21 protein-coding genes are annotated in these 25521 nt (G+C 64.3%); 14 read left to right on the top strand and 7 right to left on the bottom strand.

Annotated elements, in window-relative coordinates:
* The 4 genes from rpoC to parC all read left to right on the top strand — a co-directional run.
* Positions 1-3516: DNA-directed RNA polymerase subunit beta' (gene rpoC / locus OJJ21_RS07460; RefSeq protein WP_297684696.1), on the top strand; the 3516-nt coding region annotated here is incomplete at its 5' end.
* On the top strand, positions 3467-4357 hold the full coding sequence (locus tag OJJ21_RS07455; protein ID WP_297684700.1) for a VCBS repeat-containing protein: 891 nt from the start codon (positions 3467-3469) through the stop codon (positions 4355-4357). The genes rpoC and OJJ21_RS07455, both read left to right, overlap by 50 nt.
* Positions 4358-4398: 41 nt before the next feature.
* Entirely contained in the window at positions 4399-5184 is a 786-nt protein-coding gene (recO, locus tag OJJ21_RS07450; RefSeq protein WP_297684694.1) for a DNA repair protein RecO, read from the top strand.
* A 33-nt stretch (positions 5185-5217) separates the two neighbouring features.
* A complete protein-coding gene (gene parC / locus OJJ21_RS07445; RefSeq protein WP_297684692.1) occupies positions 5218-7455 on the top strand; it encodes a DNA topoisomerase IV subunit A in 2238 nt (745 codons plus the stop codon).
* A 117-nt stretch (positions 7456-7572) separates the two neighbouring features.
* Here parC and OJJ21_RS07440 read toward each other — a convergent pair whose 3' ends face one another.
* On the bottom strand, positions 7573-8814 hold the full coding sequence (locus tag OJJ21_RS07440) for a flavin-dependent oxidoreductase (RefSeq protein WP_297684690.1): 1242 nt from the start codon (positions 8812-8814) through the stop codon (positions 7573-7575).
* A 9-nt stretch (positions 8815-8823) separates the two neighbouring features.
* The gene (locus OJJ21_RS07435) at positions 8824-9825 is read right to left on the bottom strand and encodes a tripartite tricarboxylate transporter substrate binding protein (protein WP_297684688.1); all 1002 of its coding nucleotides are present in this window, start codon (positions 9823-9825) and stop codon (positions 8824-8826) included.
* A gap of 144 nt (positions 9826-9969) precedes the next feature.
* Between OJJ21_RS07435 and OJJ21_RS07430 the strand changes: the two genes are divergently transcribed.
* From OJJ21_RS07430 to OJJ21_RS07395, 8 genes are all read left to right on the top strand, one after another.
* Positions 9970-10542, top strand: coding sequence for a MarR family transcriptional regulator (locus OJJ21_RS07430; protein ID WP_297684686.1), 573 nt, complete (start codon positions 9970-9972; stop codon positions 10540-10542).
* A 39-nt stretch (positions 10543-10581) separates the two neighbouring features.
* A complete protein-coding gene (locus OJJ21_RS07425; RefSeq protein WP_297684684.1) occupies positions 10582-11250 on the top strand; it encodes a GIY-YIG nuclease family protein in 669 nt (222 codons plus the stop codon).
* A 542-nt stretch (positions 11251-11792) separates the two neighbouring features.
* The gene (locus OJJ21_RS07420) at positions 11793-12593 is read left to right on the top strand and encodes an undecaprenyl-diphosphate phosphatase (RefSeq protein WP_297684682.1); all 801 of its coding nucleotides are present in this window, start codon (positions 11793-11795) and stop codon (positions 12591-12593) included.
* 31 nt (positions 12594-12624) lie between these two features.
* Positions 12625-14247, top strand: a complete 1623-nt coding sequence (locus tag OJJ21_RS07415) for an AMP-binding protein (RefSeq protein WP_297684679.1) — start codon at positions 12625-12627, stop codon at positions 14245-14247.
* Positions 14248-14333: 86 nt separating this feature from the next.
* Positions 14334-15380, top strand: coding sequence for a COX15/CtaA family protein (locus tag OJJ21_RS07410; RefSeq protein WP_297684677.1), 1047 nt, complete (start codon positions 14334-14336; stop codon positions 15378-15380).
* A complete protein-coding gene (gene cutA / locus OJJ21_RS07405) occupies positions 15373-15699 on the top strand; it encodes a divalent-cation tolerance protein CutA (protein ID WP_297684675.1) in 327 nt (108 codons plus the stop codon). The genes OJJ21_RS07410 and cutA overlap by 8 nt, the downstream gene beginning before the upstream one ends.
* Before the next feature lie 64 nt (positions 15700-15763).
* Positions 15764-16453 (top strand): peptide-methionine (S)-S-oxide reductase MsrA, encoded by a 690-nt coding sequence (gene msrA / locus OJJ21_RS07400; RefSeq protein ID WP_297684673.1) that lies wholly within the window; start codon positions 15764-15766, stop codon positions 16451-16453.
* 75 nt (positions 16454-16528) lie between these two features.
* A complete protein-coding gene (locus OJJ21_RS07395) occupies positions 16529-17740 on the top strand; it encodes an MFS transporter (protein WP_297684671.1) in 1212 nt (403 codons plus the stop codon).
* Here OJJ21_RS07395 and OJJ21_RS07390 read toward each other — a convergent pair whose 3' ends face one another.
* Genes OJJ21_RS07390 through OJJ21_RS07380 form a run of 3 tightly spaced genes read right to left on the bottom strand, consistent with a single transcriptional unit; the run spans position 17741 to position 20401 of the window.
* The gene (locus tag OJJ21_RS07390) at positions 17741-19081 is read right to left on the bottom strand and encodes an O-acetylhomoserine aminocarboxypropyltransferase (protein ID WP_297684669.1); all 1341 of its coding nucleotides are present in this window, start codon (positions 19079-19081) and stop codon (positions 17741-17743) included. It lies immediately after the preceding gene.
* 4 nt (positions 19082-19085) lie between these two features.
* Positions 19086-19589, bottom strand: a complete 504-nt coding sequence (locus tag OJJ21_RS07385) for a CoA-binding protein (protein ID WP_297684667.1) — start codon at positions 19587-19589, stop codon at positions 19086-19088.
* Between the two features lie 2 nt (positions 19590-19591).
* A complete protein-coding gene (locus OJJ21_RS07380) occupies positions 19592-20401 on the bottom strand; it encodes an enoyl-CoA hydratase (protein ID WP_297684666.1) in 810 nt (269 codons plus the stop codon).
* A gap of 263 nt (positions 20402-20664) precedes the next feature.
* Here OJJ21_RS07380 and galU point away from each other — a divergent pair, with 263 nt between their 5' ends.
* Together galU and OJJ21_RS07370 are read left to right on the top strand one after the other, a co-directional pair.
* Positions 20665-21543, top strand: coding sequence for a UTP--glucose-1-phosphate uridylyltransferase GalU (gene galU / locus OJJ21_RS07375; RefSeq protein ID WP_297684664.1), 879 nt, complete (start codon positions 20665-20667; stop codon positions 21541-21543).
* A gap of 32 nt (positions 21544-21575) precedes the next feature.
* Complete coding sequence (locus OJJ21_RS07370) at positions 21576-22889, top strand: UDP-glucose/GDP-mannose dehydrogenase family protein (protein ID WP_297684662.1); 1314 nt, start codon at positions 21576-21578, stop codon at positions 22887-22889.
* A gap of 1 nt (position 22890) precedes the next feature.
* On the opposite strand, the gene OJJ21_RS07365 is transcribed toward OJJ21_RS07370, so the two are convergent.
* Together OJJ21_RS07365 and OJJ21_RS07360 are read right to left on the bottom strand one after the other, a co-directional pair.
* Entirely contained in the window at positions 22891-24117 is a 1227-nt protein-coding gene (locus tag OJJ21_RS07365; RefSeq protein WP_297684660.1) for an MFS transporter, read from the bottom strand.
* Positions 24118-24337: 220 nt separating this feature from the next.
* Positions 24338-25393 (bottom strand): adenylate/guanylate cyclase domain-containing protein, encoded by a 1056-nt coding sequence (locus tag OJJ21_RS07360; protein ID WP_297684657.1) that lies wholly within the window; start codon positions 25391-25393, stop codon positions 24338-24340.
* Positions 25394-25521 lie beyond the last annotated feature (128 nt).

The raw sequence follows: 25521 nt of genomic DNA, 5'->3' as shown, positions 1-25521 counted from the left end.
TATCGCCGCGTCATCAACCGCAACAACCGCCTGAAGCGGCTGATCGAGCTGCGCGCGCCTGACATCATCGTGCGTAACGAAAAGCGCATGCTGCAGGAAGCCGTCGACGCCCTGTTCGACAACGGCCGTCGCGGCCGCGTCATCACCGGCGCCAACAAGCGTCCGCTGAAGTCGCTGTCCGACATGCTCAAGGGCAAGCAGGGCCGCTTCCGCCAGAACCTGCTCGGCAAGCGCGTCGACTACTCGGGCCGTTCGGTCATCGTGGTCGGTCCGGAGCTGAAGCTGCACCAGTGCGGCCTGCCGAAGAAGATGGCGCTCGAACTGTTCAAGCCCTTCATCTACTCCAAGCTTGAGCTGCGCGGCCTGGCCGCCACCGTCAAGATGGCGAAGAAGATGGTGGAGAAGGAGCGTCCGGAAGTCTGGGATATCCTCGAAGAGGTCATCCGCGAGCATCCGGTGCTGCTGAACCGCGCGCCGACCCTGCATCGTCTGGGCATCCAGGCTTTCGAGCCGACCCTGATCGAGGGCAAGGCGATCCAGCTGCATCCGCTGGTCTGCGCCGCCTTCAACGCCGACTTCGACGGCGACCAGATGGCGGTGCACGTGCCGCTCTCGCTGGAAGCCCAGCTTGAAGCCCGCGTGCTGATGATGTCGACCAACAACATCCTCAGCCCCGCCAACGGCAAGCCGATCATCGTACCGTCGCAGGATATCGTGCTCGGCCTGTATTACACCACGATGGAGCGCAACAGCCCGCTGGGCGATGTCCTCAAGATGAAGGACATGAATGCGCTGCTGAAGGCCTGGGCGGAAGATGACGTCGTCATCTATGACCCCAAGACCAGGGTGGAAGTGCCGAAGACCGCAGTGAAGGCCGAGCTGGAGCGTATCGTCCAGAGCGGCGCCATCGTGGAGAAGACCCCGGTCTTCTCGACCATTGCGGAAATCCAGCAGGCGCTGGATGCCAAGGCGATCACCCTGCATCACCGCATCAAGGCCCGCCTGAACACGGTGGATTCGGAAGGCAACCCGATTGTCGCCCGCGTCACCACCACGCCCGGCCGCATGCTGCTGAGCGAGATCCTGCCGCGTCACAAGAACGTGCCGTTCCGGGTCATCAACCAGCAGCTGACCAAGAAGGAGATCACCAACGTCATCGACGTGGTGTATCGCCATTGCGGCCAGAAAGAGACCGTCATCTTCTGCGATCGCATGATGGCGCTCGGCTTCACCCGCGCCTTCAAGGCCGGCATTTCCTTCGGCAAGGACGACATGGTCGTGCCGCTGACGAAGGAGAAGCATATCGATGACACCCGCAAGCTGGTCGGCGAATACGAACAGCAGTATCAGGACGGCCTGATCACCCAGGGCGAGAAGTACAACAAGGTGGTCGATGCCTGGTCGCAGTGCACCGATCGCGTCGCCGACGAGATGATGAAGGTCATTCAGACCGACATCGATCAGGTCACCGGCGAGCGCAAGCCGATCAACTCGATCTGGATGATGGCGCATTCCGGCGCCCGCGGTTCGGCCGCCCAGATGAAGCAGCTCGCCGGCATGCGCGGCCTGATGGCCAAGCCGTCGGGCGAAATCATCGAGACGCCGATCATCTCGAACTTCAAGGAAGGCCTCACCGTGCTCGAGTATTTCAACTCGACCCACGGCGCCCGCAAGGGTCTGGCCGATACCGCCCTGAAGACCGCCAACTCGGGCTACCTGACCCGTCGTCTCGTCGACGTGGCGCAGGATTGCATCATCACCGAGGAAGATTGCGGCACCGAGCGCGGCCTGACCGTGCGCGAGGTCGTCGAAGGCGCCGAAGTGATCGCCACCCTTGGCGAGCGCATCCTCGGCCGCACCCCCAGCACGGATGTGAAGCATCCGCTGACCGGTGAAGTGCTGGTCAAGGCCGGCGAACTGATCGAGGAGAAGGACGTCGACATCATCGAGCAGGCCGGCGTGGAATCCATGCTGATCCGTTCGGTGCTGACCTGCAACTCCGAGACCGGCGTCTGCGGCAAGTGCTACGGCCGCGATCTGGCCCGCGGTACCAAGGTCAACATCGGCGAGGCTGTCGGCGTCATTGCCGCGCAGTCGATCGGCGAGCCGGGCACCCAGCTGACCATGCGTACCTTCCACATCGGCGGCACCGCCCAGGTGGCGGAGCAGTCGAGCCTGGAAGCCGCCTATGATGCGACCATCAAGGTCGCGAACCGCAACCTGGTGACCGACAGCCAGGGCCGTTTCGTGGTCATGGGCCGTAACTGCGAGGTCATCCTGGTCGATGCCAACGGTCGCGAGCGCGCCCGCCACAAGGTGCCTTACGGTGCCCGTCTGGTGGCCGACGAAGGCGGCAAGGTCAAGAAGGGCCAGCGCATCGCCGAGTGGGATCCCTACACCCGCCCGATCATCACCGAGCGCGAGGGTGTGGTGAACTACCGCGACCTCGTCGAAGGCGTGTCGGTGCGTGAAGCCACCGATGAGTCGACCGGCATTTCCTACAAGGTCGTCTCCGACTGGAAGCAGAACCCGAAGGGCAGCGAGCTGCGTCCGCGCATCACGCTGCGCAACGACAAGGGCGAGATCCTCATGCTCGTCAGCGGGTCCGAGGCGCGCTACTACCTCTCGGCCGACGCCATTCTGTCGGTTGAGGACGGCGCCCAGGTCCATGCCGGCGACGTGCTGGCGCGTATCCCGGTGGAAGGCACCAAGACCCGCGACATCACGGGCGGTCTGCCGCGCGTGGCGGAGCTGTTCGAGGCCCGTCGTCCGAAGGACCATGCGGTCATCGCGGAAATCGACGGCCGCGTCGAGTTCGGCAAGGATTACAAGGCCAAGCGCCGCCTGATCCTGAAGCCGGCCGAAGAGGGCGTCGATCCGGTCGAATACCTGATCCCGAAGGGCAAGCATATTGCCGTTCAGGAAGGCGACTTCGTGCGTGTCGGCGACCATCTGCTCGATGGCAACCCGGCGCCGCACGACATCCTGAAGGTGCTCGGCATCGAGGCGCTGGCCAACTATCTCGTCAACGAGATCCAGGAGGTCTATCGTCTGCAGGGCGTGAAGATCAACGACAAGCACATCGAGGTGATTTGCCGCCAGATGCTGCAGAAGATCGAGATCATCGACCCGGCCGAGACCACCTTCCTGATCGGCGAGCAGGTCGACCGCAGTGAGTTCGAAGAAGTGAATGCCAAGACCGAAGCCGAAGGCCGCAAGGTGGCCAAGGGCATGCCGGTCCTGCTCGGCATCACCAAGGCGAGCCTGCAGACCCGGTCGTTCTTCTCGGCGGCCTCGTTCCAGGAGACCACCCGCGTGCTCACCGAAGCTGCCGTTGGCGGCAAGGTCGACAAGCTGATCGGTCTGAAGGAAAACGTCATCGTCGGCCGCCTGATCCCGGTCGGCACCGGTGCCATCATGAACCGGATGAAGGGCCTCGCCGCCCAGCGCGACCGCGATTTCGCCGATGCGCTGGAAAGCGAACTGCAGGCTGCCGTCGGCGACGCCGCCGAATAAGGGCTGCGTAGCAATGCGAAAGATGGGGAGCGGTCGCAATACCGCTCCCTTTCTTTTTGCGCTCTTGCTGTTCTGCGCCATGTCTGTAAAAGCGCAGCAGGCCGATCTGGTGCCGGGCACGGCTCTGGCGACGGGGCAGGGCAGTATCGCCCGGGCGTGGTTTGCAGATCCGACCACGCGTTACCCGCATGGCGCGCTGGGTGACGATATCGAGGCCGGCACGCTGGTCCTGCAGGGCCGCGACGGCGGCATAGCCCGCATTGTGTTGCCTGAAAACCGCGTGTTTGAGGATGTGTTTCCGCGCCTGGTGAGCGCACCGGTGGTTGGCGATGTGGCGATGGTGGTCGAAAGCGACCGGAAGATGGGCGCACGACTGTCGCTGTATGGTCTTTCCGATGGGCAAGGGCGGCTGCTGGCTGCCACACCCTACATCGGTACAGGGAATCGCTGGCTTGCCCCCATCGGCATCGGTGACTTCGACGGCGACGGCGTGGTTGGTGAAGTGGCGTTGGTGGCCATGCCGCATTTGGTCGGATTGCTGCGAATCTATCGAATTCAGGCCGGTGAATTGCCACTGATGGTCGAGGCGGCAGGCTACAGCAATCATATCTATGGGCGGTCGGAAATTTCCATGTCACTTATCGAGCGTGGGCAAAAGCGCGACAGAATTCTGTTGCCCGACCGGCAGCGACGGCGACTTGTCCTGATAGCGCTGCTGGATGGCGGGTTGCGAGAAGAACGGGTTGAGCATTTGTCCGCGCCCTTGCTGCGCCTGCGCCAAATCGGAGCTGGTTTTGAGGCTGAGCTTGAAGACGACAGCGTGCTGACGGGCACCCCGTGAGCCGGCTTGCCCCCTTCGCAGAATCACCCTAAGCCATCAGTATGGACTGGCAGGATGAAGGCGTGGTCCTCAGCGTGCGCCACCACGGCGAGAGCGCCCGGATCGTGACATTGCTGACCGAGGCGCATGGCCGGCATGCCGGGCTTCTGCGCGGCAGCGGCACGGGCCGGGGCGGGGCGCTGCAGCCCGGGCAGATCGTGCGGGCCGACTGGCGCGCGCGGCTGTCGGAACAGCTCGGCTACTACACGCTGGAATCGCTCGGCCACCCGGCCGCCCTGATGCTCGACGATCCGGCGCGGCTGGCAGCATTACGCGCCGCCTGCGCCCTGATCGACGCCGCCGTTTCCGAACGCGAGCCGCATCCGAATCTCTTCGCCGCCACCCGCTCACTGTTCAGCCTGATGGCCGAGATGGAAGATGCCGGCGACTGGGGCGCGCTCTATGTGCGCTGGGAAATCGGCCTGCTTGCCGAGATGGGCTACGGCATCGATCTGCAAAGCTGTGCCGCCACCGGTGCTACTGTGGACCTGACGCATGTCTCGCCGCGCACCGGCCGCGCGGTGTCGGCGGGTGCCGCGGCGCCTTACGCCGAGCGTCTGCTGGTGCTGCCGGGCTTCCTGGTGCCGGGAAGGGGAGCTACCGATTCGGTACCTGTCGATTCGCTGCAGCCAGATTCAGCGATCAGAGCCGTGCAGGATGGCCTCGCCCTCACGGGTCATTTCCTGGAAAACCGCCTGTTCGCCCAGTTGCATGCGCCGGTGCCGCAGGCAAGGGCGCGCCTGCTGGAGGTCGTGCGTGGCCAGGCTCAGACCCTGGCCCAAAAGTAGAAAGATCAGGCTGTCTGGTGTAGAAAGCGCGTCATGAGCAAGCACCTGCCCCCCAAAGACGTTCCCGAAGATATCCGCAATGTGCCGCTGCCCGATGCGCTGTCCGAGCGGTATCTCGCCTATGCGCTGAGCACCATCACCTCGCGCTCGCTGCCCGATGCGCGCGACGGGCTCAAGCCGGTGCAGCGCCGCGTGCTGTTCGCTATGCGGCTGCTCAAGCTCGATCCCGGTGCCGGTTACAAGAAATGCGCCCGTGTCGTCGGCGACGTGATCGGTAAATACCATCCGCATGGCGACCAGTCGGTCTATGACGCATTGGTGCGCCTGGCGCAGGATTTCGCCCAGCGCTATCCGCTGGTCGACGGCCAGGGCAATTTCGGCAATATCGACGGCGATAATGCGGCGGCGATGCGATACACCGAGGCACGCCTCACCGACGTCGCCAATGTGCTGCTCGCCAGCCTCGATGACGAGACGGTCGATTTCCGCCCCAATTACGACGGCGAGAATGACGAGCCGGTGGTGCTGCCGGCCGGCCTGCCGAATCTGCTGGCCAATGGCGCCAGCGGTATCGCCGTGGGCATGGCCACCTCGATCCCGCCGCATAATCTGCCCGAGCTGTGCGATGCGCTGCTGCACCTGATCAAGCATAAGAACGCCAGCATCGAGAAGCTGGTGGAATTCGTGCAGGGCCCGGATTTCCCCACCGGCGGCATCATGGTCGAGCCGCTGAGCGCCCGTATCGAGGCCTACCGGACCGGCCGCGGCAGCTTCCGTCATCGCGCGGTCTGGCAGCAGGAAGAGCTGCCGCGCGGCATGTGGCAGATCGTCGTCACCGAAATTCCCTACCAGGTGCAGAAGTCGAAGCTGATCGAGCGCATCGCCGAGCTGATCACCGAGCGCAAGGCGCCGCTGCTGGACGATGTGCGCGATGAATCGACCGAAGACGTGCGGCTGGTCATCATCCCCAAGAACAAGACCGTCGATCCGGCAGTGCTGATGGAAAGCCTGTTCCGGACCACCGACCTGGAAACGCGCTTCCCGCTCAACCTCAATGTGCTGGATGGCGGCAAGCTGCCGCGCGTGATGAACCTGCGCGAGGCGCTGCAGGCCTATCTCGACCACCGCCATGAGGTGCTGGAGCGCAAGAGCAAATACCGCCAGGGCAAGATCGAGCATCGCCTCGAAGTGCTCGACGGCTACCTGATCGCCTATCTCAATCTCGATGAACTGATCGAGATCATCCGCCGGGAAGACGAACCCAAGCCGGTGATGATGAAGCGATTCAGGCTCACCGATGTGCAGGCCGAAGCCATCCTCAACATGCGGCTGCGCAGTCTGCGCAAGCTGGAAGAGATGGAGCTGCGCGGCGAGCACAAGGAACTCTCGAAGGAACTGGCCGAGCTGAAAAAGCTGCTCGGCGACGAGAGCATGCGCTGGACCGCGATCAGCGCGGAAATCCAGGAGCTGAAGAAGCAGTTCGGCCCGAAATCGGCGCTCGGCAAGCGCCGCACCCGGATCGGCGATGCGCCGGTGATCTCCGAAGAGGCCTTCGAGATTCTGGTCGAGCGCGAGCCGATCACCGTGATCTGCTCGGCCAAGGGCTGGATCCGCGCCATCAAGGGGCATGTGGCGGACGATGGCAGCGCCACGTTCAAGGAAGGCGACAAGGGCCGCTTCTGGCTGCATGCCGAAACCACCGACAAGCTGCTGCTGTTCGGCACCAACGGTCGCGCCTATACGATCGCTTGCGACAAGCTGCCGCGCGGCCGCGGCCATGGCGAGCCGGTGCGCCTGATGATCGACCTGGGCAACGACCAGGAGATCGTCGAGCTGATGAAATACCAGGGCGAGCGCAAGTTCCTGGTCGCCAGCAGCGACGGGCGGGGCTTCGTCTGCCCCGAGGCCGAGATGCAGGCCGCCACCCGCACCGGCAAGCAGATTCTCAACGTGCAGGCGCCGGCCGAGGCCTGCGTCTGTCGCAGCGTCGAAGGCGATACGGTTGCCGTGATCGGCGATAATCGCAAACTGCTGCTGTTCCCGCTGTCGGAACTGCCCGAGATGACCAAGGGCCGCGGCATCACCCTGCAGAAATACAAGGATGGCGGCCTGGCCGATGCCCGGACCTTCACGCTCAAGCAGGGCCTCAGCTGGATCGATTCATCCGGCCGCACCAAGACCGAGACCGACATCAAGGACTATCGCGGCGAACGGGCGCAGGCCGGCCGCGTGGTCTTCCGCGGCTTCAACAAGAACAACCGGTTCAGCTAAGAGTGCCGGCAAGCAGAATACCGATGTATTCCATTAAAACTCATCGTCAAGCCCGGGCATGACCAAAAAGAGCTAAAGTGAAGAGGGGCATACGCGGGCTTGACCCGCATATCCCATTCAACCCGCCGCCTTCAGCTTGTCTTTCTCGTAGCCCGCCACGCGTTTATAGTTGTCTGTGATCCCCTGCAATTCTGCCGGACTGATCACATCCTCGATGCGTGCAAACGGCCTGTCGCCGGTGCGCTCGAACACCTCGCGCAGGATGGCATCCGGCGGATTGGTGCGGTTGGTCAGCACCACCTGCGCCGTCGCCGGCAGGCGCTTTGCCTCATAAGCCTTCAGCGCCTCGCATGGATCGGCGCTTTCGGCCAGCAGGTCGGCCAGCACGGCGCAGTCGATGATCGCCTGGCCGGCACCATTGGAGCCGCGCGGCACCATCGGATGCGCGGCATCGCCCAGCAGGGTGACGCGGCCCTCGGTCCAGTGATCGAGCGGGTCCTGATCCACCATGGGAAATTCCAGCACGGCATCCGCATTGCGGATCATCGCAGGCACATCGAGCCAGTCGAAATGCCAGTCGGCAAAGGCGGGCAGGAAGTCGTCGAGATTCCCCGGCCGGCTCCAGTCGCGCTTGCGATAGACCGGCGTCTCGATCTCGGCCACCCAGTTCATCAGCTGGTTGCCCGCGGCATCGATATTGTCGCGGATCGGATAGATCACCATCTTGCCATGGCTGAGCCAGCCGGCGCGCACCATGCAGGCACCCGACAGGATCGGCTGCATGCGCGTCACGCCGCGCCACATGTTGACGCCGGAATAGCGCGGCTCGCCTTCGGCAGGATGCATCTGCTTGCGGATCGCCGAGTGGATGCCGTCGCAGGCGATGATGACATCGGCGCTCTGGTCGGGCAGGGCTTCGCCGGTCTCGGTATTGCGGAACCGCGCCGTGGCCGTCTGCGCATCCTGGCTGAACCCGGTGCACTGCCAGCCGGTGACGATACGATCCTTGCCCAGACGCTCGGTCGCGGCGGCCAGCAGGATCATCTGCAGATCGCCGCGATGGATCGAGAATTGCGGCCAGTCGTAGCCCGCAGTTCGGCCGAGCGGCTCGCGATGGATCAGCTGGCCGAAGCGGTTGAAGAAGGCGGCATCCCTGGTCGCCACCGCCACGCGCGCCAGTTCATCCTCCAGCCCGAGCCGGATCAGCTCTTTCGTGCTGTGCGGCAGCAGGTTGACGCCGACGCCCACCGCCCTAATCTGCGGCGCCATTTCGAAGACGCAGCAGGCAATGCCGCGGTCGTGCAGCGTCAGGGCCAGCGTCAGGCCGCCAATGCCGCCGCCGATAATCAGCACATCCATGATATGTCCTTACTCGGGCTGAATCTTGGCGTCCTCGATCACCTTGGTCCAGCGCGCCAGATCCTTCGCGGTGAGCTGCGCCAGTGCCTCCGGTGTGCCGGTGCGCACCACCATGCCCTGCTTCTGGATCGTCTCGCGCACCGCCGGATCGGCCAGGATCTGGTTCAGCTCGGTGTTGAGATGCTTCACCATCTCCGGCGGGGTCTTGGCCGGCGCATACATGCCGTACCACAGATCGACTTCGAAACCGCTGACACCCTGTTCGGCCAGCGTGGCGATCTGCGGCGCCATGGACGAGCGTTCGGCGCCGGTCAGGCCCAGCACGCGGATGCGTTTATCCGCCAGGAAGGGCAGTGCCGTATGAACGGGCATGATCATGGCGCCGACCGTGCCGCCCAGCAGGTCCTGCACCGCGCCGCCCGAGCCCTTGTAGGGAATATGGTTGATGTTGATGCCGGCGGCGAGTTTGAAGGATTCCATCGCCAGATGCTGCGGCGTGCCGTTGCCCGGGGAGGCATAGTCGATCTTGCCCGGCTGCGCTTTCGCCTGCGCGATGAACTCCTTCAGGTTCGCCGCCTTCACCGAGGGATGGATCGCCAGCACCATCTGGCCCAGCGCCATCTGGCCGATCGGCGCGAAGTCCTTCACCACGTCGTAGGGTACGTTCTTGTACAGCGGCGGCGTCATCACGAAAGTATTGGCCGTGACCATCAGCGTGTAGCCGTCCGGCGCCGACGTGGCCACCACCTGGCTGCCGATGTTGCCCGAGGCGCCGACGCGGTTCTCCACCACGGCCGGCTGGCCCGAACGCTGCTGCAGTTGCTGGCCCACGATGCGGGCCAGGCTGTCCATGCCGGTGCCGGGCGAGAAGGGCACCACGATCTTCACCGGCCGCTGGATCAGCGACTGCGCCCGCGCCGACATGAAACCGGCCGGCAGGGCGCCCAGCGCGAAGGAGGCCGCAGTGGCGGCAAGCAGGCGACGGCGGGATAGCGGCAATGATGACGGCATGGTCTTCCTCCTGAGAAGCGCGCCGCTTATGGTGGCGGGTCGCTGGTAAATCATCATACGTCTGACGAATATGCCGGGCCGGCTGGTCTGTCAATTCACGAAATCGGCCCTTGCGTCGGATCACGGGCCGGGGCAGGGAGAGATATGGCAAAATCCAACCCCAACGCGCATCCGCTGCCCGAGATATACGACCGTCCCGGTTTCCAGATCCGCCGGGCGCATCAGAACTCCGTCTCGGTCTTCCTCGAATGCCTGAAGCCCTTCGACCTGACGCCGACCCAGTTCGGCGCCCTCACGATGGTGCGTCGCTGGGGGCCGGTCAGCCAGATCGACCTGGCGCGCAGCCTGGGCTTCGACCGGTCGACCACCGCCCTGGTGGTGCGGCTGCTGGTGGAGCGGCACCTGATCGCGCGGACCCCGAACCCGGATGACCGGCGCAAGTTTGCACTGACCCTGACGCCGGCCGGCCGGAAGCTGCTGGATGCCAGCCAGAATGCCGCTGAACAGGCGCGGGCCGCGCTGCTGGCGCCTTTCGGCAAGGCGGAAGCGATGGAGTTCCTGCGGCTGCTGCGCCGTTTCAATGCCGCCTTCGACGGGGTCTCGCGCGCGCCGCCGGTGGGACGGGGCAGGCCTGCGGCGAGTCTGGATGAGGCCACGTATTTTCTGCGCGGAAAATCAATTAAAAAGCGTATTGTAAAACCGAAATCCTCTAGTTAAGAGTGTCTGTATAGTGAATTCAAATATTAGAAGTAGCGAATGGTTGAGGCTTTCGCGGGTGATGTTCAGGGCGGTGACAGGCAGGATTCGCCGCAGCTGACCGGCTGTATTTACGCGCTGGTCGATCCGCGCGATCACAACATTTTCTATGTCGGCCAGACCCGGGATCTCGATAGTCGCAAGCGCAGTCATTTCGCCGGCGGGCATTCCATCTCAGGTGCCAAGATCAAGGTTCTGCGCAGCAACGGCCTGCTGCCGCTCGTGGTGGTGCTGGAAACCGATCTGCCTTCTCGTCGGCTCAGCATGGCGGAAAGTTTCTGGATTGCGCTGCTGCGCCGGCGCGGCAACGAGTTGCTCAATGTGCCGCTGCAGTCCGATGCACGGCGGCAGTTGCGCGAGGCCGTACGCAGCGTCGGCTTCGGCGCACCACGGATCGCGGCGCAGCCCCCCGTCGGCCCGTCTCTGATGCGCGACCATGAGATGGCGGAGCGGGAACAGCGCCGGCAGCAGCGCGTGCGCGAGCTGGGACTCCCGCTCAATACCGGCAAGCCCTGGACTCTTGGTGAGGAGGCCGCATTGCAGGCGCTGTTTCGTCACGGATTGCGGGCCGGCGAAATTGCCCGGCGGTTCGGGCGCTCGCGCGATGCCGTGGCCGCGCGCCTGGTACGGCTGGGGCTGCTCTGTGATCCGCCCGGCAAGCTGCCCTGACACGGTTCGGTAAGCTGGCTGAAATGAAAAGGGCCGGCGCGGGGTTGCCCGGCCGGCCCGTCTGCTTCAGGTGTCGCGATCAGAACACACCGAAGATATAGAGAAGAATGATAACCGGGATGGGGATTCCCAGCAGCCAGAGCAAAATGGCACGCATGAGGGAGAGACTCCTGTTGTTGTAACTTCCTCATAAACGTCTGATGCGTCATTTCGTTTCAGCCTGGCGGCAGGCTTTGCAGCCTTGCCGCAAAGCCTGTCAGATAGAGAGGTCAGCTTGCCGAGTCGGGCAAAATGTACTATATTTGTTCTAGTACTGGGGTGCCGCCGCGGTCGTGGCGGAATGCGCGGGCACTCCCTGAAGCGAATAGGCATAGGTCAGACATGATTTTGTTGGTTTTTCAGGATTTCAGCAGGATCGAACTGGATCGAACTGGATCGAACTGGATCGGATTGGATCGGACTGGCTCTGAACCGGATCGAACTGGCATCGAACTGGCTCCGAACCGGTCGCAACCGGTGCATAACGGGACGGGTTCGGGCCAATGCTGATCGATTATTTGCAGGCAGCCTTCCTCGGTGTCGTCGAAGGGCTCACCGAATTCATCCCGGTGTCTTCGACCGGTCACCTGATCCTGCTGGTCGATCTGCTCGGTTTCGAGGGCCCGCCGGGCAAGGTATTTGAGATCGCCATCCAGCTCGGCGCCATCCTGGCCATCTGCATCGTGTACTGGCCGCGCCTCTGGGGCACGATCTCGGGGCTGGGCCGCAACGACACGGCCAACCGTTTCACTGTCAATGTGCTGCTGGGCTTTCTGCCGGCGCTGGTGATCGGATTCTTTGCGCATGGCTTCATCAAGGGCGTGCTGTTCAACCCCTGGGTCGTGTCGGTGGCGCTGATCGTCGGCGGTATCGCCATCCTCGCCATCGAACGCTTCGTCGGCCAGGGTGAGGTGCGCAGTGTCGATGACTTCAAATTCCGGCTCAGCCTGAAGATCGGCCTGCTGCAATGTCTGGCCATGATCCCGGGCGTGTCGCGTTCGGGCGCCACCATCATGGGGGCGCGGCTGCTCGGCGTGCAGCGCGCGGCGGCGGCGGAATACTCCTTTTTCCTCGCCGTGCCGACCATGGTGGCGGCCACGGCCTACGACCTGTTCAAGAACCGCGATGGCCTGACCCTGGATGGCGCCGGCCTGATTGCCGTGGGCTTTCTGGTCGCTTTTCTGTGCGCCATGCTGGTGGTGCGGACGGTGATCGGCTTCATCAACCGCTATGGATTTACGCCCTTCGCCTGGTACCGCATCGTCATCGGCACCGCGATGCTTGTGTTGCTCGGCCTGCGCTAGAAGACTGAAAAAAGTCCGGAGGAAACCACCCATGGCAGAGGTGCTGCCGCCATCCGTTTACGCGGCGTTTAAACGCACGGCCGAGGCGCATCCGCAGAACAGTTTTCTCTGCGTTCCGATCCGCTCCGATCGCGCCTACGCGCCGGACGGGCTGGAGCTGAGCTACAGCGCGACCGCGGCCATCGTCGACGATCTGGCGGCGAAATATGCCGCCGCCGGTTACGGTATCGGCCATCGTGTCGGCCTGCTGCTGGACATGCGGCCGGAGTTTTTCTTCCATTACCTGGCGCTGAATGCGCTCGGCTGCGGCGTGGTGCCGATCAATCCCGATTACCGCCATGACGAAATGCTGTACCAGATGCAGCATTCCGAGGCCGATCTGGTGGTCAGCGTGCCGCATCGCGTCGCCGACCTTCAGGCAGTGGCAAAGGATCGCGCTGAGAAACCGCTGCCCGTGCTGGATTGCACGGCCATCCCGGCGATCATCCCGTCGCCGCAGGCGAAGGCAGTCGGTGGCAGCATCGCGCATGATACCGAATGCACCTTGCTCTACACCTCCGGCACCACCGGCCGGCCGAAGGGCTGCATCCTCAGCAACTTCTATGTGCTCAATGCCGGCGACTGGTATCGCAGTCTCGGCGGCATGCTCACCATCAGGCCGGGACAGGACCGCATCTACAATCCGCTGCCGCTGTTCCACATGAATCACGGGGCGGTCACGGCCACCTGCGCCATGCTGACCGCCAACTGCCTGATTCTCACCGAACGCTTCAGCCCGACCCGCTGGTGGCAGGAAGTCGTACAGACCCGCGCCACCATCATCCATTATCTTGGCATCGTGCCGCCGCTGCTGCTCAACCAGCCGGAGACGCCGGAGGAGAAACAGCACAGCGTGCGTTTCGGTTTAGGTGCCGGTGTAGAACCGCAATTACACGGCGTGTTCGAGCAGCGCTATGGCTTCCCGCTGATCGAGGTCTGGGGCATGACCGAGACCGGCCGCATCTTTGCTGACTGCCACGCGCCGCGCCAGATCGACACCCGTGCCTTCGGCCGGCCGCTGCCGGGGCTGGAAGCCATGGTCGCCGGCAATGATGGCCGCGAAGTGCCGTGCGGGCAGGAAGGCGAACTGCTGGTGCGCTGCAGCGCTGCCGATCCGCGCCGCGGATTCTTCTCCGGCTATCTGAAGAATGACAAGGCGACGGAAGACTCCTGGGCCGGCGGCTGGTTCCATACCGGCGACGTGGTGCGACAGTCGGAAGACGGCATGCTGTATTTCGTCGACCGCATGAAAAACATCATCCGCCGTTCGGGCGAAAATATTGCCGCCGCCGAGATCGAGGCCTGCCTGCAGGCGCATGAGGCCGTGGCGCAGGTGGCGGTGCTGGCCGCACCTGATGAGATTCGCGAAGAGGAAGTGATGGCCTGCATCGTGCCCATGAGCGGACAGACGCCGACGCCGGCGCTGGCCGAGGCGCTGTTTACCTGGTGCTTCGACCGGCTGGCCTATTTCAAGGCGCCGGGCTGGCTGCTGTTCGTCGACAGCCTGCCCACCACCGGCACCCAGAAGGTGCAGAAGACGCAGATTTTCAAACCCGGCGAGGATCCGCGCCAGCGGCCGGGGATTTACGACTTCCGCGGCCGCAAGAAACGGTAAAATGTCGCAGTCGGCCGGGCTTGACCCCGGGCAGGGTGCGGTCTTTCTTTTTGCCCGATGAGCACTGGTTTTCTTGAGGATTCGACATGCAGGCAATGACGGCCCTGAAGGCAGTGGCGGCGCGGCGCGAGGGCGATGCCCAGGCAGTGGCGCTGTGGCTGTTTGCCGTTGCCGGTCTGGTGGCCCTGATGGTGGTGATCGGCGGTCTGACGCGGCTGACTGAGTCCGGCCTGTCGATGGTGGAATGGAAACCGGTGACCGGCTGGCTGCCGCCGCTGTCCGATACCGCCTGGGCGGCCGAGTTCGAGAAATACAAACAGTTCCCCGAATACCAGAAGATCAATATCGGCATGACGCTGGACGGCTTCAAAAGCATCTTCTGGCTCGAATATATCCACCGCCTGCTCGGCCGCCTGATCGGCGTTGCCTTCGCGCTGCCGATGATCGGCTTCTGGATCGCCGGCCGCATTCCCTCCGGCATGAAACCGCATCTGCTGCTGATGCTCCTGCTCGGCGGCAGCCAGGGCGCGCTCGGCTGGTTCATGGTCGCCAGCGGCCTGGTCGATCATCCCGATGTCAGCCACTACCGGCTCACCGCCCATCTGGGCCTCGCTTTCCTGATCTTTGCCTATCTGCTGTGGGGCGCGCTGTCGCTGCTGCGTCACGGCCGCATGGTCTCGGCCAGAGGCGGCGGCATCGCGGCGCTGCTCACCGCGGCGATCTTCCTGCAGGTGCTGTCCGGCGGTCTGGTTGCCGGCATGAATGCCGGTCTGGCGCATAACACCTGGCCGCTGATGGATGGCGCCTTCATCCCCGATGGCCTGCTGATCGCCAATCCGTGGTGGATCAACTTTTTCGAGAATGCGATGACCGTGCAGTTCCAGCATCGCATGCTGGCCTACACCGTTTTCGTGCTGGCGCTGGTTACCACGATCCTGCTGAAGGGCAGGGCGCCGGTCGGTCTGCGCCATGGCCTGCTGACGGCCGTGCTGGTGCAGGCCGGGCTCGGCATCGCCACTCTGCTGGCGCATGTGCCGGTCGCGCTCGGCACCCTGCACCAGGCCGGTGCCGTGATGGTGCTCGGCGTTGCAGTCATCTTGTGGCATGACCGGTCGCTGGCCAGGTATGACTGAGATCGTCCTGCTCTACTGCACGGCCGCAAGCGTCGTCGAAGCCGAGGCGATTGCCGAGGCCGTGGTGGGCCAGCGGCTCGCCGCCTGCGCCAATATCATCCCGGGCATGCGGTCCCTGTATTGGTGGCAGGGCAAACTGGAGAAGGGCGAGGAGGCCGTGCTGATCCTCAAGACCCGCCCGGATCTGGTCGAAGCGGCAACGGCGGCCGTGAAAGCCGTCCATAGCTATAGTGTGCCCTGCGTACTGCCGCTCAGCGTGGGGCCGGGCGGCAACGCGGACTACATCGCCTGGCTGCTGGGCGAGACCACAAGATCGTGATCCGGCTTTTCTCCGGCATGGGCGCAGACTACATAGCAGACAAGCCTGTGCATTGGAGCCTGCCATGTCCCGCCTGAAAATCGCCGCCGCTCTTGCCACCCTGATGCTGTTTGCCGCCGGGCCGGCGTCTGCCTTCGAGGCCGGCCGCGCGATCCCGGCGCCGGCGATGGATGTAGCCGCGCAGGACGCGCCGTCTGCGGTGGCCGTTTTCGCCGGCGGCTGCTTCTGGGGCGTGCAGGGCGTGTTCCAGCATACCGAGGGCGTCATCAATGCTGTTTCCGGCTATGCCGGCGGCGACAAGGCCTCGGCCGACTACAAGAAGGTCAGCAGCGGCGCCACGCCCCATGCCGAAGCGGTGGAGATCACCTACGATCCGCGCAAGATCAGCTACGGCGGGCTGCTGCAGATCTATTTCTCGGTCGCCCATAACCCGACCCAGCTGAATCGCCAGGGCCCCGATGTCGGGCCGCAGTATCGTTCGGCCATCTTCCCGGTCGATGCAGAGCAGGCTGGCGTGGCCCGGGCCTATATCGCCCAGCTGAACCAGGCCAAGGCCTATTCCCGGCCCGTGGTGACGACCATCGAGACCGACAGGGCTTTCTACCCGGCCGAGGCCTATCACCAGGACTACATGACCCTGCATCCGACCCAGCCCTATATCGCCCTCAACGACCTGCCCAAGATCGGCGAGCTGAAGAAGTTCTTCCCGGCGGCCTATCGCGAGAAGCCGGTGCTGGTGAAGGCCGGATCCTGATTGTCGCGGTACATTTTCGGGCTTGCCTGACGCGATCCGGGGAGTAGGCTTTCAGGCCTCCCCAGGAGTCTCCCGATGTCGCGGTTTGCCGGTTTTCTGACGCTGGTGTTTTCCAGTCTCGCCCATACCTATTCCCATCTGTTCACGCTGCTTTATGCCACCGTGGTGCTGGTGCTCGAGCGCGAATGGGGGCTGGGCTACGACACGCTGTTCGCGCTGTCGATTCCGATGAGCGTGCTGTTCGGCGCCGCCGCGCTGCCGGCCGGCTGGCTGGGCGACAAGTGGAGCGCGTCCGGCATGATGGCGCTGTTCTTCCTCGGCGTCGGCGCCTGCTCGATCCTCACCGGCCTGGCCGATACCCCGCTCACCATCGGCCTGGGGCTAGCCGGCATCGGGCTGTTCGCCGCGATCTATCATCCGGTCGGGATTCCCTGGCTGGTGCGCAATGCCGTCAATCGCGGCCGCGCGCTCGGCATCAACGGCGTGTTCGGCTCGGTCGGCACGGCGGCGGCGGCGCTTGTCGCCGGCTTCCTCGCCGATCTCTATGGCTGGCGTGCCGCTTTCATTATCCCGGGCATCCTCTGCCTGATCACCGGCGCCGCCTTCGTCTGGGCTCGGCAGTCCGGGCTGCTGCTGGATCGCGGCGAAGATGCCGTGCCGACGCCAGCGCCGGGCAAGAGCGACATCTGGCGCGTCTTCTGGGTCATGTCGGCCACCATGCTGTGCACCGGGCTGATTTTCCAGGCGACCGCTTTTGCTCTGCCCAAGGTGTTCGACACGCGGCTGTCCGGCCTGTTCAACGACAGCATGCTGGGCATCGGCGGCATGGTCACGCTGGTCTATACGGCCTCGGCGCTGTCGCAGCTGGTCGGCGGCGAACTGGCCGACCGCTACAATCTGCGCAGCGTTTATGCCACCGTGCAGTGGCTGCAGATCCCGGTGATTGTCATTGCCATGCTGCTGATCCATCCGGCGCTGGTGCCGGTGGCGGCGCTGATGGTCAGCCTCAATGTGGCGGGGCAGGCGGCGGAGAATTCGCTGCTGGCGAAATATACCCCGCCGCAATGGCGCGGCCGTGCCTTCGGCGCCAAGTTCGTGCTGACGCTCGGCGTCTCCTCGCTCGGCGTCGCGGTGATCCCGGTGATCTACCGCGTCACCGGCACGCTCGACATGCTGTTCATCCTGCTGGCGGTGGCGGCCGCGGGCGCTGGCATCTTCGCGCTGCTGCTGCCGCGCGAGAAAGCTGCCGCTGCACAGCAGGCAACCATGCCGGCAGCGGCCGAGTAATCAGACTGCGTTCAGGGCCCGATCGAGGTCCTTGATCAGGTCGGCGACATCCTCGATGCCGATCGATAGCCGGATCACATCGTCGCCGGAGCCGGCCGCCGTGCGCTGCTCAGGGCTGAGCTGGCGATGGGTGGTCGAGGCCGGATGGATCACCAGGCTGCGCGTGTCGCCCACATTGGCCAGATGCGAGAAGATCTGCACGGTGTCGACGAATTTCAGTCCGGCTTCATAGCCGCCCTTCAGGCCGAAGGTGAAGACCGAGCCGGCGCCTTTGGGCAGGTAGCGCTGCGCCAGCTTGTGATGCTTGTCGCCCGGCAGGCCAGCATAGTTCACCCAGGCCACGCGGGGATGCTTCGACAGGAATTCCGCCACCGCCAGCGCATTGTCGCAATGCTTGCGCATGCGCAGGCTCAGCGTTTCCATGCCGGTCAGGATCATGAAGGCATTGAAGGGCGAGATCGCGGGGCCGAGATCGCGTAAAGAGATCACGCGGCAGGCGACGGCGAAGGCCATGTCGCCGAAGGTCTCCCAGAAGGTGAGGCCGTGATAGGCCGGCGAAGGCTTGGAGAGATGCGGGAATTTGTCGTTCTGGCCCCAGTCGAACTTGCCGGAATCGACGATCACGCCGCCCATGGAATTGCCATGACCGCCGAGGAACTTGGTGGCCGAATGCAGCACGATGTCGGCGCCATGCTCGATCGGGCGGCAGAGATATGGCGAGGCCATGGTGTTGTCGATGATCAGCGGAATGCCGTTACGATGGGCAATCCCGGCCAGGGCCGCGATATCGGCAATCACACCGCCCGGATTGGACAGGCTTTCGGCATAGATCGCCCTGGTCTTCGGTGTGATGGCTTTTTCGAAACCGGCAAGGTCGTCCGGGTCGACAAAGGTGGTATGCCAGTCGAAGCGCTGGAAACTGACGCCGAGCTGGGTGATCGAGCCGCCGTAGAGTTTGCTGGAGGCCACGATATGATCGCCCGGGCTCATCAGCATGTGGAAGGCGACCAGCTGCGAGGCATGGCCGGTCGCCACTGCCGTGGCGGCGCGGCCGTTTTCCAGCGCGGCGACTTTCTGCTCCAGTACGGCGGTCGTCGGGTTGGTCAGGCGGGTGTAGATGTTGCCGAAGCTCTGCAGGTTGAACAGCGAGGCGGCCTGGTCGGCATCCTCGAAGACAAAGGCCGTGGTCTGGTAGATCGGTGTCGAGCGCGCGCCGGTCACCGGATCGGGCGCGGTGCCGGCATGCACCTGCAGGGTATCGAACCCGTAGGGCGAGGTGTTGTCCGCCGCGCGGCCAGGAGGCGTTCCTGATTCCGCAGCAGCTTTGTTCGTGTCAGCCATACGCTTAAATCCTGCGATTGCGCTTGGAATTGATGACGCGGGTGTTCACGCCCATCCAGCCGATCTCCTGGCTGAGGCGGCCGTATTCGATCTTGGGGCAGCGATTCATCACCACCTTCAGCCCGGCGGCCTCGGCCTTTTTCGCGGCCTCGTCATGGCGCACGCCGAGCTGCAGCCATAGCATCTTCGCGCCGATTTTGATCGCCTCGTCGGCAATCGGCGGGATGGCATCGGAATTGCGGAAGCAGTCGACCATGTCGACCTTCACCGGAATCTCCGACAGCGCGGCGTAGACCTTTTCGCCGAGGATTTCCGTGCCGGCATCCTTGGGATTCACCGGGATGACGCGGTAGCCCTTCTGCTGCAGGTATTTCATCGCGAAATACGACGGACGGTTCCAGTTGGAACTGGCGCCCACCATGGCGATGACATTCACCTGCCGCAGGATGCCGCGGATGTAGTCGTCGTCGTAAGCGTCGTGATCGATTTTTTCCAAAACGGCACTCATGGTCAGCGACCTTCCCACCGGGGTTCGCGTTTTTCGATAAAGGCGTCGATGCCTTCCTCTGCATCGCGGGCCAGCATGTTTTCCGTCATCACCCGGCTGGCATAGTCGTAAGCCTGCGCCAGCGGCATATCGAGCTGGCGGTAGAAGGCCTCCTTGCCGATCTTCACGGTCAGCGGCGATTTGGCCGCGATCTGTCTGGCCAGCACCAGGGCGGTTTCAGCCAGGGCGCCCTCGGGCACCACACGGTTGACCAGGCCGATCTCGGCGGCACGACCGGCCGGCAGCAGGTCGCCGGTCAGCAGCATTTCCATCGCATGCTTGCGCGATACGTTGCGCGACAGCGCCACCATCGGGGTCGAGCAGAACAGGCCGATATTGACCCCCGGGGTGGCGAAGCGGGCAGTTTCGGCCGCCACCGCCAAGTCGCAGCTCGCCACCAGCTGGCAGCCGGCGGCCGAGGCCACGCCATGTACCTGGGCGATCACCGGCTGGGGCAGGGCGACGATGGACTGCATCAGCATCGAGCACTGGCGGAACAGCGCCTCGTACTGCGGGCGGCCCGGATTGGCCCGCACTTCCTTCAGGTCATGGCCGGCGCAGAAGCCGGGACCGTTGGCGGCAATGATCACCGCTTTGACATTGCGGTCGGCCTTCACTGCATCCAGCTCGGCCTGCAGGGCAGCCATCATCCCGGTGGAAAGGCTGTTATAGGCCCTGGGCCGGTTCAGGGTCAGGCGGACAATGCCGGCCTCGGGCTGGGTGAGCAGGACAGGGGCGGCATCGGCGGTTTTGAGATCGGCTGCGGCGGACACGGGCGTCTCCCGGGGGTGTTTTTTAACAAGTCGGGGGCCATGATAAGGTGCTGTACCGGGCAGGGAAAGCTTGCCCGGCCGCAGGCGGTTTCCGAACCGGCCCAGGGGGCGGCGGGGGTCGTATTTTCGCCCCATTACCGGGCCATGAAAGGCAGGCCGGGCAGGGTTGCCCCAGTTGCAAGAGACAGGGGCGGCAGCGTAAAACCGCGAAGTGGCCCGGGCCCGAATCGCCCATCGCCCAACAACAAGAAAGTCCCTGCCGCATGATCCGTCCGATCCGCAAAGCCGTGTTCCCCGTCGGTGGCCTCGGCACCCGCTTCCTGCCCGCCACCAAGGCGATGCCGAAGGAAATGCTGCCGGTCGTCGACAAGCCGCTGATCCAGTATGCCGTGGAAGAGGCGCAGGCCGCCGGCATCGAGGAATTCGTTTTCGTCACCGGCCGCGGCAAGCAGGCGATCGAAGACCACTTCGACCGCTCCTACGAGCTGGAGGACGTGCTGCGCGAGCGCGACAAGCAGGACATGCTCGATCTGATCAACAGCTGGATGCCCAAGGCCGGCGCGGTGTCCTACACCCGCCAGATGGAGCCGCTGGGGCTGGGTCATGCCGTGCGATGCGCCAAGTCGCTGATCGGCGACGAGCCGTTTGCTGTGTTGCTGGCCGACGACCTGATCCTGTCGGAGAAGGGGTGCCTGGCTGAAATGGTCGAGGCCTATAACAAGGTCGGCGGCAACCTGATCGCCGCCATGGATGTGCCGCATGAGCATACCAAGCGCTACGGCATCGTGCAGCCGGGCAAGGATGCCGATACGCTTGTGGAAGTGAAGGGCCTGGTGGAAAAGCCGAGCCCCGACAAGGCACCCAGCCGCACCGCCGTGATCGGCCGCTATATCGTGCAGCCCTCGGTGTTCGATCATCTCGACAAGGTGCAGCGCGGCGCCGGCGGCGAAATCCAGCTGACCGACGCGCTGGCCCGCATGATCGGCGAGGTACCGTTCCATGGCCTGCGTTTCAGCGGCACACGCTATGACTGCGGCGACAAGATCGGTTTCCTGCATGCCAATATTGCCTTCGCGCTCGACCGGCCGGAAATGCGCAAGGATGCGGCCGAGATCGTGCGCGAAATTCACAAGACGCTTTAGTTCAGGACGGCCGGAGTGCCGGGGGGTAGAGAATGCGCGTAGCCATGATCGGCACCGGTTATGTTGGCCTGGTGTCAGGGACCTGTTTCTCCGAATTCGGCCACAGCGTCGTCTGCGTCGATAAGAACCCCGACCGCATCAACAGCCTGCTGCGCGGCGAAAGCCCGATCTTCGAGCCCGGACTGGAAGACCTGGTGGCGCGCAACGTCAAGGCCGGCCGGCTGTCCTTCACCCAGGATATCAAGGCAGCGGTCGGCAATGCCGATGCGGTCTTCATCGCGGTCGGCACACCGTCGCGGCGCGGCGATGGTGAGGCTGACCTGTCCTTTGTCTATGCCGCCGCCAGGGAAATCGCCGAGGCGATGACGCATTATACCCTGGTGGTGACCAAGTCGACGGTGCCGGTCGGCACCGGCCGCGAGGTCGAGCGCATCATCCGCGAAACCCGGCCCGATGCCGAATTCGAGGTTGCCTCCAATCCGGAATTCCTGCGCGAAGGTGCGGCCATCGAGGATTTCATGCGGCCCGACCGCGTGGTCTGCGGCGCCGGCAGCGACCGGGCAAAGGAGCTGCTGCGGGCGCTGTACCGGCCGCTCTACATCAACGAAACGCCGATTCTGTTCACCGCGCTGGAAACGGCGGAGCTGATCAAATACGCGGCGAATGCTTTCCTGGCGACCAAGATCACCTTCATCAACGAGATCGCCGATCTGTGCGAAAAGGTGAATGTGAACGTGCAGGACGTGGCGCGCGGCATCGGCCTGGACGGTCGCATCGGCGGCAAGTTCCTGCATGCCGGTCCGGGTTATGGCGGATCGTGCTTCCCGAAGGATACCAACGCGCTCGCGGCAACCGGCCGTAAGTACGAGGCGCCGCTGCGCATCGTCGAGACGGTGATCGAGGTCAACGACCGCCGCAAGAGCCATATGGCCGACAAGGTGGTCGCTGCCCTGGGCGGTTCGGCCAAGGGCAAGACGATTGCCGTGCTGGGCCTGACCTTCAAGCCGGAAACCGACGACATGCGCGACAGCCCCAGCCTGGAGATCGTGCCGGCGCTGCAGGCCGCCGGTGCCACGGTGCGGGCCTTCGACCCCGAAGGCATGCACGAGGCGAAGAAGCTGCTCAAGGATGTCACCTGGTGCGGCGATAGCTACGAGACCGCCACCGGCGCCGATGCCCTGGTGATCATCACCGAATGGAACCAGTTCCGCGCGCTGGATCTCGACCGGCTCAAGGCCCTGCTGCGCCAGCCGGTGATGGTCGACATGCGCAACATCTATAAGCCGGCCGAGATGAAGCAGGCGGGCTTCCGCTATTACTCGGTCGGGCGCCCGCCAGTCCTCTAAATCAGGCTTTCCGGCGCGGCGCCAGATACCAGGCCAGCCCGAGCAGCAGCAGCGCCAGCGCCAGGCCGAAGGTCCATTGATAGGCCTCGGGCGGGTAGTCGCCATTAGCGCCGGACGGCCACAGGCCGATCAGCCAGCCCATGCCGGCCTGGGCGAAAAAGGTGAAGCCGAACACCACGCCGTTCAGCAGGGTATTGACCCGCCCGGCCTGCTCCGGTGCGAACTGCCCGCTCAGGATCGGGTAAGCCAGCACCGTGGTGTTGCTCAGGATGCCGAAGGCGATCCACAGCAGCGGGTTGGTCGGCGTCCAGCCGCTGGCAAGCGTGGCCAGCACGCAGGCATACAGCACGACGCCCCAGACCATGGTGCGGCTTAACGGAAAGCCGCGGCGCTGCAGCCGGTCGGCGGCGATGCCGGTGAGTGTGAAGCCGGCGGTCAGGGCGGCCGCAACGATGAACAGCACCTGCGCCGTGGCGGCGCGGTCGAGGCCGCCGACATCGCGCAGATAAGGTCCGGCCCACAGGCCCTGGATCGACATGCCGCTGGCCATGCCCATCATCGAGACCGGCGCGATACGCCAGAAGCGTGCGTCGATCAGAAAGCGGCCGCATTCGCGCAGCTGGGTCCCCAGGTTGCTGGGAACGGTGGCCGCGGCTTCGCGCTCGGGCACGACAAAGAAGATCAGGGTGGAGGCTATGACAGTCAGCACCGCCAGCCCCCAGAACAGCATGGTCCAGTGTGCATGCTCCAGCACCAGCTCGACGGGCAGGGTGGCGGCCAGGGCGCCTAGGCCGCCGGCGGTCATGAACACGCCGTTGGCCAGCGCCCAGCGTTCCTTCGGCAGCCAGAGCGCAATGGCCTTCATCGCCGACATCAGGCCGCCGGCGACGCCGAAGCCGATCAGCGCCCGGCCGATCACCAGATGGCTCAGGCCGCTGCCGACGGCAAAGACCACGGCGCCCAGGGCAGCCGAAAGCAGCAGGCAGGCCTGTACCCGGCGCGGCCCGAAACGGTCGAGCAGGATGCCGAGCGGCAGCTGGAACAGCGAGAAGGAGAGGAAGTAGGCGGCGGTCAGCGTGCCGAGATCGGCGGCGCCGATGCCGAGGTCGCGCTGCAGGTTCGGCGCGATCACCGCATTCACGCTGCGGAACAGGTAGGACATGAAATAGCCGCAGGCGAACGGCAGCAGCACGCGGAAGGCCACGAAGGCCATGGTGGGAACGGACATGCTTTGATTAGAAAGGGGCATCTGCCTCAATCCTCTTTGGTTATGCCGTCCTGTCGGTCCGGATGACCAGACAGAGGGAAGCAACCAAGGGGCGGGATGCCATGCCGCTCACAGGACAGGGGCGGCAAATCAGGGCTTCGGGCGGTGGCGAAAATAGCCAACCGACAGCGGCTTGTCAGCAGCGGAACGACGGACATTTCCTCAAACTTTTTTGTATTGCCTAGGAGACGGCGAACAGGTTTATAGCAGCGCTTTTGCCCGGGAGCGAGAACTGCCCGAGCGGGGCTGCGGCAAGGCCCGGCGGCGGCGGGGCGGCGGCAATCGCTTCGGCCGAGGCGATGGTGGCGTATTCGGGCAGGCTTTTGGCGAGCTGTTCGATGCGGGACGTGGTGTTGATGGTGTCACCCAGCAATACGATCTCGCGCTTCACTTCACCCATTTCGCCGGTCACCACCTCACCGGCATGCAGCACGGCGCGGAATTGCGGGGCGACGCCGAAATCGCGCAGATAGTCCTCGCGCAGGCTATCCAGCCGGGCATGGGCCTCGGCCACCGCAGCAAAGGCGCCCGAGGGATCCCGGCTGCCGTCCAGCGGCCAGGTCACGATCATCTCATCGCCGACATATTTGTGGATCACGCCGCGCCAACTCAGCACCGGCTCGGTGAGATCGGAGAAGAACCGGTTGAGCAGACGGTGGAAGGCCAGGTCGCCGATGCGTTCGGCGATGGCGGTCGATCCGCGCATGTCGAAGAAGACGAACAGGCGTTTTTCCCGGCGCGGATGGTGATAGCGGCCGCGCAGCACGTCGCGCAGCACGCCCGGCCCGAGCAACTGCGACATCTCCATCATGAACGAAAAGATCGTACTGAAGATCAGGGCGAAAGTGACCGTGATGATCGTTGTGCGGTTGAAGCCGGTGCCGGGATCGCCTTCGATCCGGAAGAGCTGCCCGCCCAGCCAGATGCTGCCCAGGATCACGACGGTGTAATAGGTCCCCTTGGTCAGGATCAGCCACAGGAAGGGCAGCCTGCGCAGTCGCGCGCGGCCGCTATTGACCAGGAAAATGTCGAACCAGCCGATCAGGCCACCGATCAGCAGGCCGGTGAATATGCCGCGCAGGATGCCGCGGATGACGTCCTCCAGCAGTTCATGCGGCTCGGCATAGGCCAGGATGTAGGTGATGACGCCGCCATAGATCGCGCCGGCAACGGCTGAAACCGCCAGCACATAGGCCAGGGTCTTCTGGTAGCGGCGCTGGAGATTGGGGGAGGTCATGTGGTGGTCGGGATCAGCAGAGGCACGGCATTGTCGGCCGCCGGGAGGGCCCCGGGAAACGGACAGAATTCTGGGTCGAAAATGAAAACGTCGCGGTGATGGCGGTCACTGCGACGTCGGAAGGCGGA

The sequence above is a fragment of the Ferrovibrio sp. genome, assembly GCF_025869515.1.
Taxonomy (GTDB): Bacteria; Pseudomonadota; Alphaproteobacteria; order Ferrovibrionales; family Ferrovibrionaceae; genus Ferrovibrio.
This window is presented reverse-complemented; position numbering and strand designations above follow the sequence as displayed.

Coding starts and splice junctions, on each gene's coding strand:
- OJJ21_RS07455 (WP_297684700.1), top strand. CDS start 3,467: ATGCGCTGGAAAGCGAACTGCAGGCTGCCGTCGGCGACGCCGCCGAAT.
- recO (WP_297684694.1), top strand. CDS start 4,399: ATGGACTGGCAGGATGAAGGCGTGGTCCTCAGCGTGCGCCACCACGGC.
- parC (WP_297684692.1), top strand. CDS start 5,218: ATGAGCAAGCACCTGCCCCCCAAAGACGTTCCCGAAGATATCCGCAAT.
- OJJ21_RS07440 (WP_297684690.1), bottom strand. CDS start 8,814: ATGGATGTGCTGATTATCGGCGGCGGCATTGGCGGCCTGACGCTGGCC.
- OJJ21_RS07435 (WP_297684688.1), bottom strand. CDS start 9,825: ATGCCGTCATCATTGCCGCTATCCCGCCGTCGCCTGCTTGCCGCCACT.
- OJJ21_RS07430 (WP_297684686.1), top strand. CDS start 9,970: ATGGCAAAATCCAACCCCAACGCGCATCCGCTGCCCGAGATATACGAC.
- OJJ21_RS07425 (WP_297684684.1), top strand. CDS start 10,582: ATGGTTGAGGCTTTCGCGGGTGATGTTCAGGGCGGTGACAGGCAGGAT.
- OJJ21_RS07420 (WP_297684682.1), top strand. CDS start 11,793: ATGCTGATCGATTATTTGCAGGCAGCCTTCCTCGGTGTCGTCGAAGGG.
- OJJ21_RS07415 (WP_297684679.1), top strand. CDS start 12,625: ATGGCAGAGGTGCTGCCGCCATCCGTTTACGCGGCGTTTAAACGCACG.
- OJJ21_RS07410 (WP_297684677.1), top strand. CDS start 14,334: ATGCAGGCAATGACGGCCCTGAAGGCAGTGGCGGCGCGGCGCGAGGGC.
- cutA (WP_297684675.1), top strand. CDS start 15,373: ATGACTGAGATCGTCCTGCTCTACTGCACGGCCGCAAGCGTCGTCGAA.
- msrA (WP_297684673.1), top strand. CDS start 15,764: ATGTCCCGCCTGAAAATCGCCGCCGCTCTTGCCACCCTGATGCTGTTT.
- OJJ21_RS07395 (WP_297684671.1), top strand. CDS start 16,529: ATGTCGCGGTTTGCCGGTTTTCTGACGCTGGTGTTTTCCAGTCTCGCC.
- OJJ21_RS07390 (WP_297684669.1), bottom strand. CDS start 19,081: ATGGCTGACACGAACAAAGCTGCTGCGGAATCAGGAACGCCTCCTGGC.
- OJJ21_RS07385 (WP_297684667.1), bottom strand. CDS start 19,589: ATGAGTGCCGTTTTGGAAAAAATCGATCACGACGCTTACGACGACGAC.
- galU (WP_297684664.1), top strand. CDS start 20,665: ATGATCCGTCCGATCCGCAAAGCCGTGTTCCCCGTCGGTGGCCTCGGC.
- OJJ21_RS07370 (WP_297684662.1), top strand. CDS start 21,576: ATGCGCGTAGCCATGATCGGCACCGGTTATGTTGGCCTGGTGTCAGGG.
- OJJ21_RS07365 (WP_297684660.1), bottom strand. CDS start 24,117: ATGTCCGTTCCCACCATGGCCTTCGTGGCCTTCCGCGTGCTGCTGCCG.
- OJJ21_RS07360 (WP_297684657.1), bottom strand. CDS start 25,393: ATGACCTCCCCCAATCTCCAGCGCCGCTACCAGAAGACCCTGGCCTAT.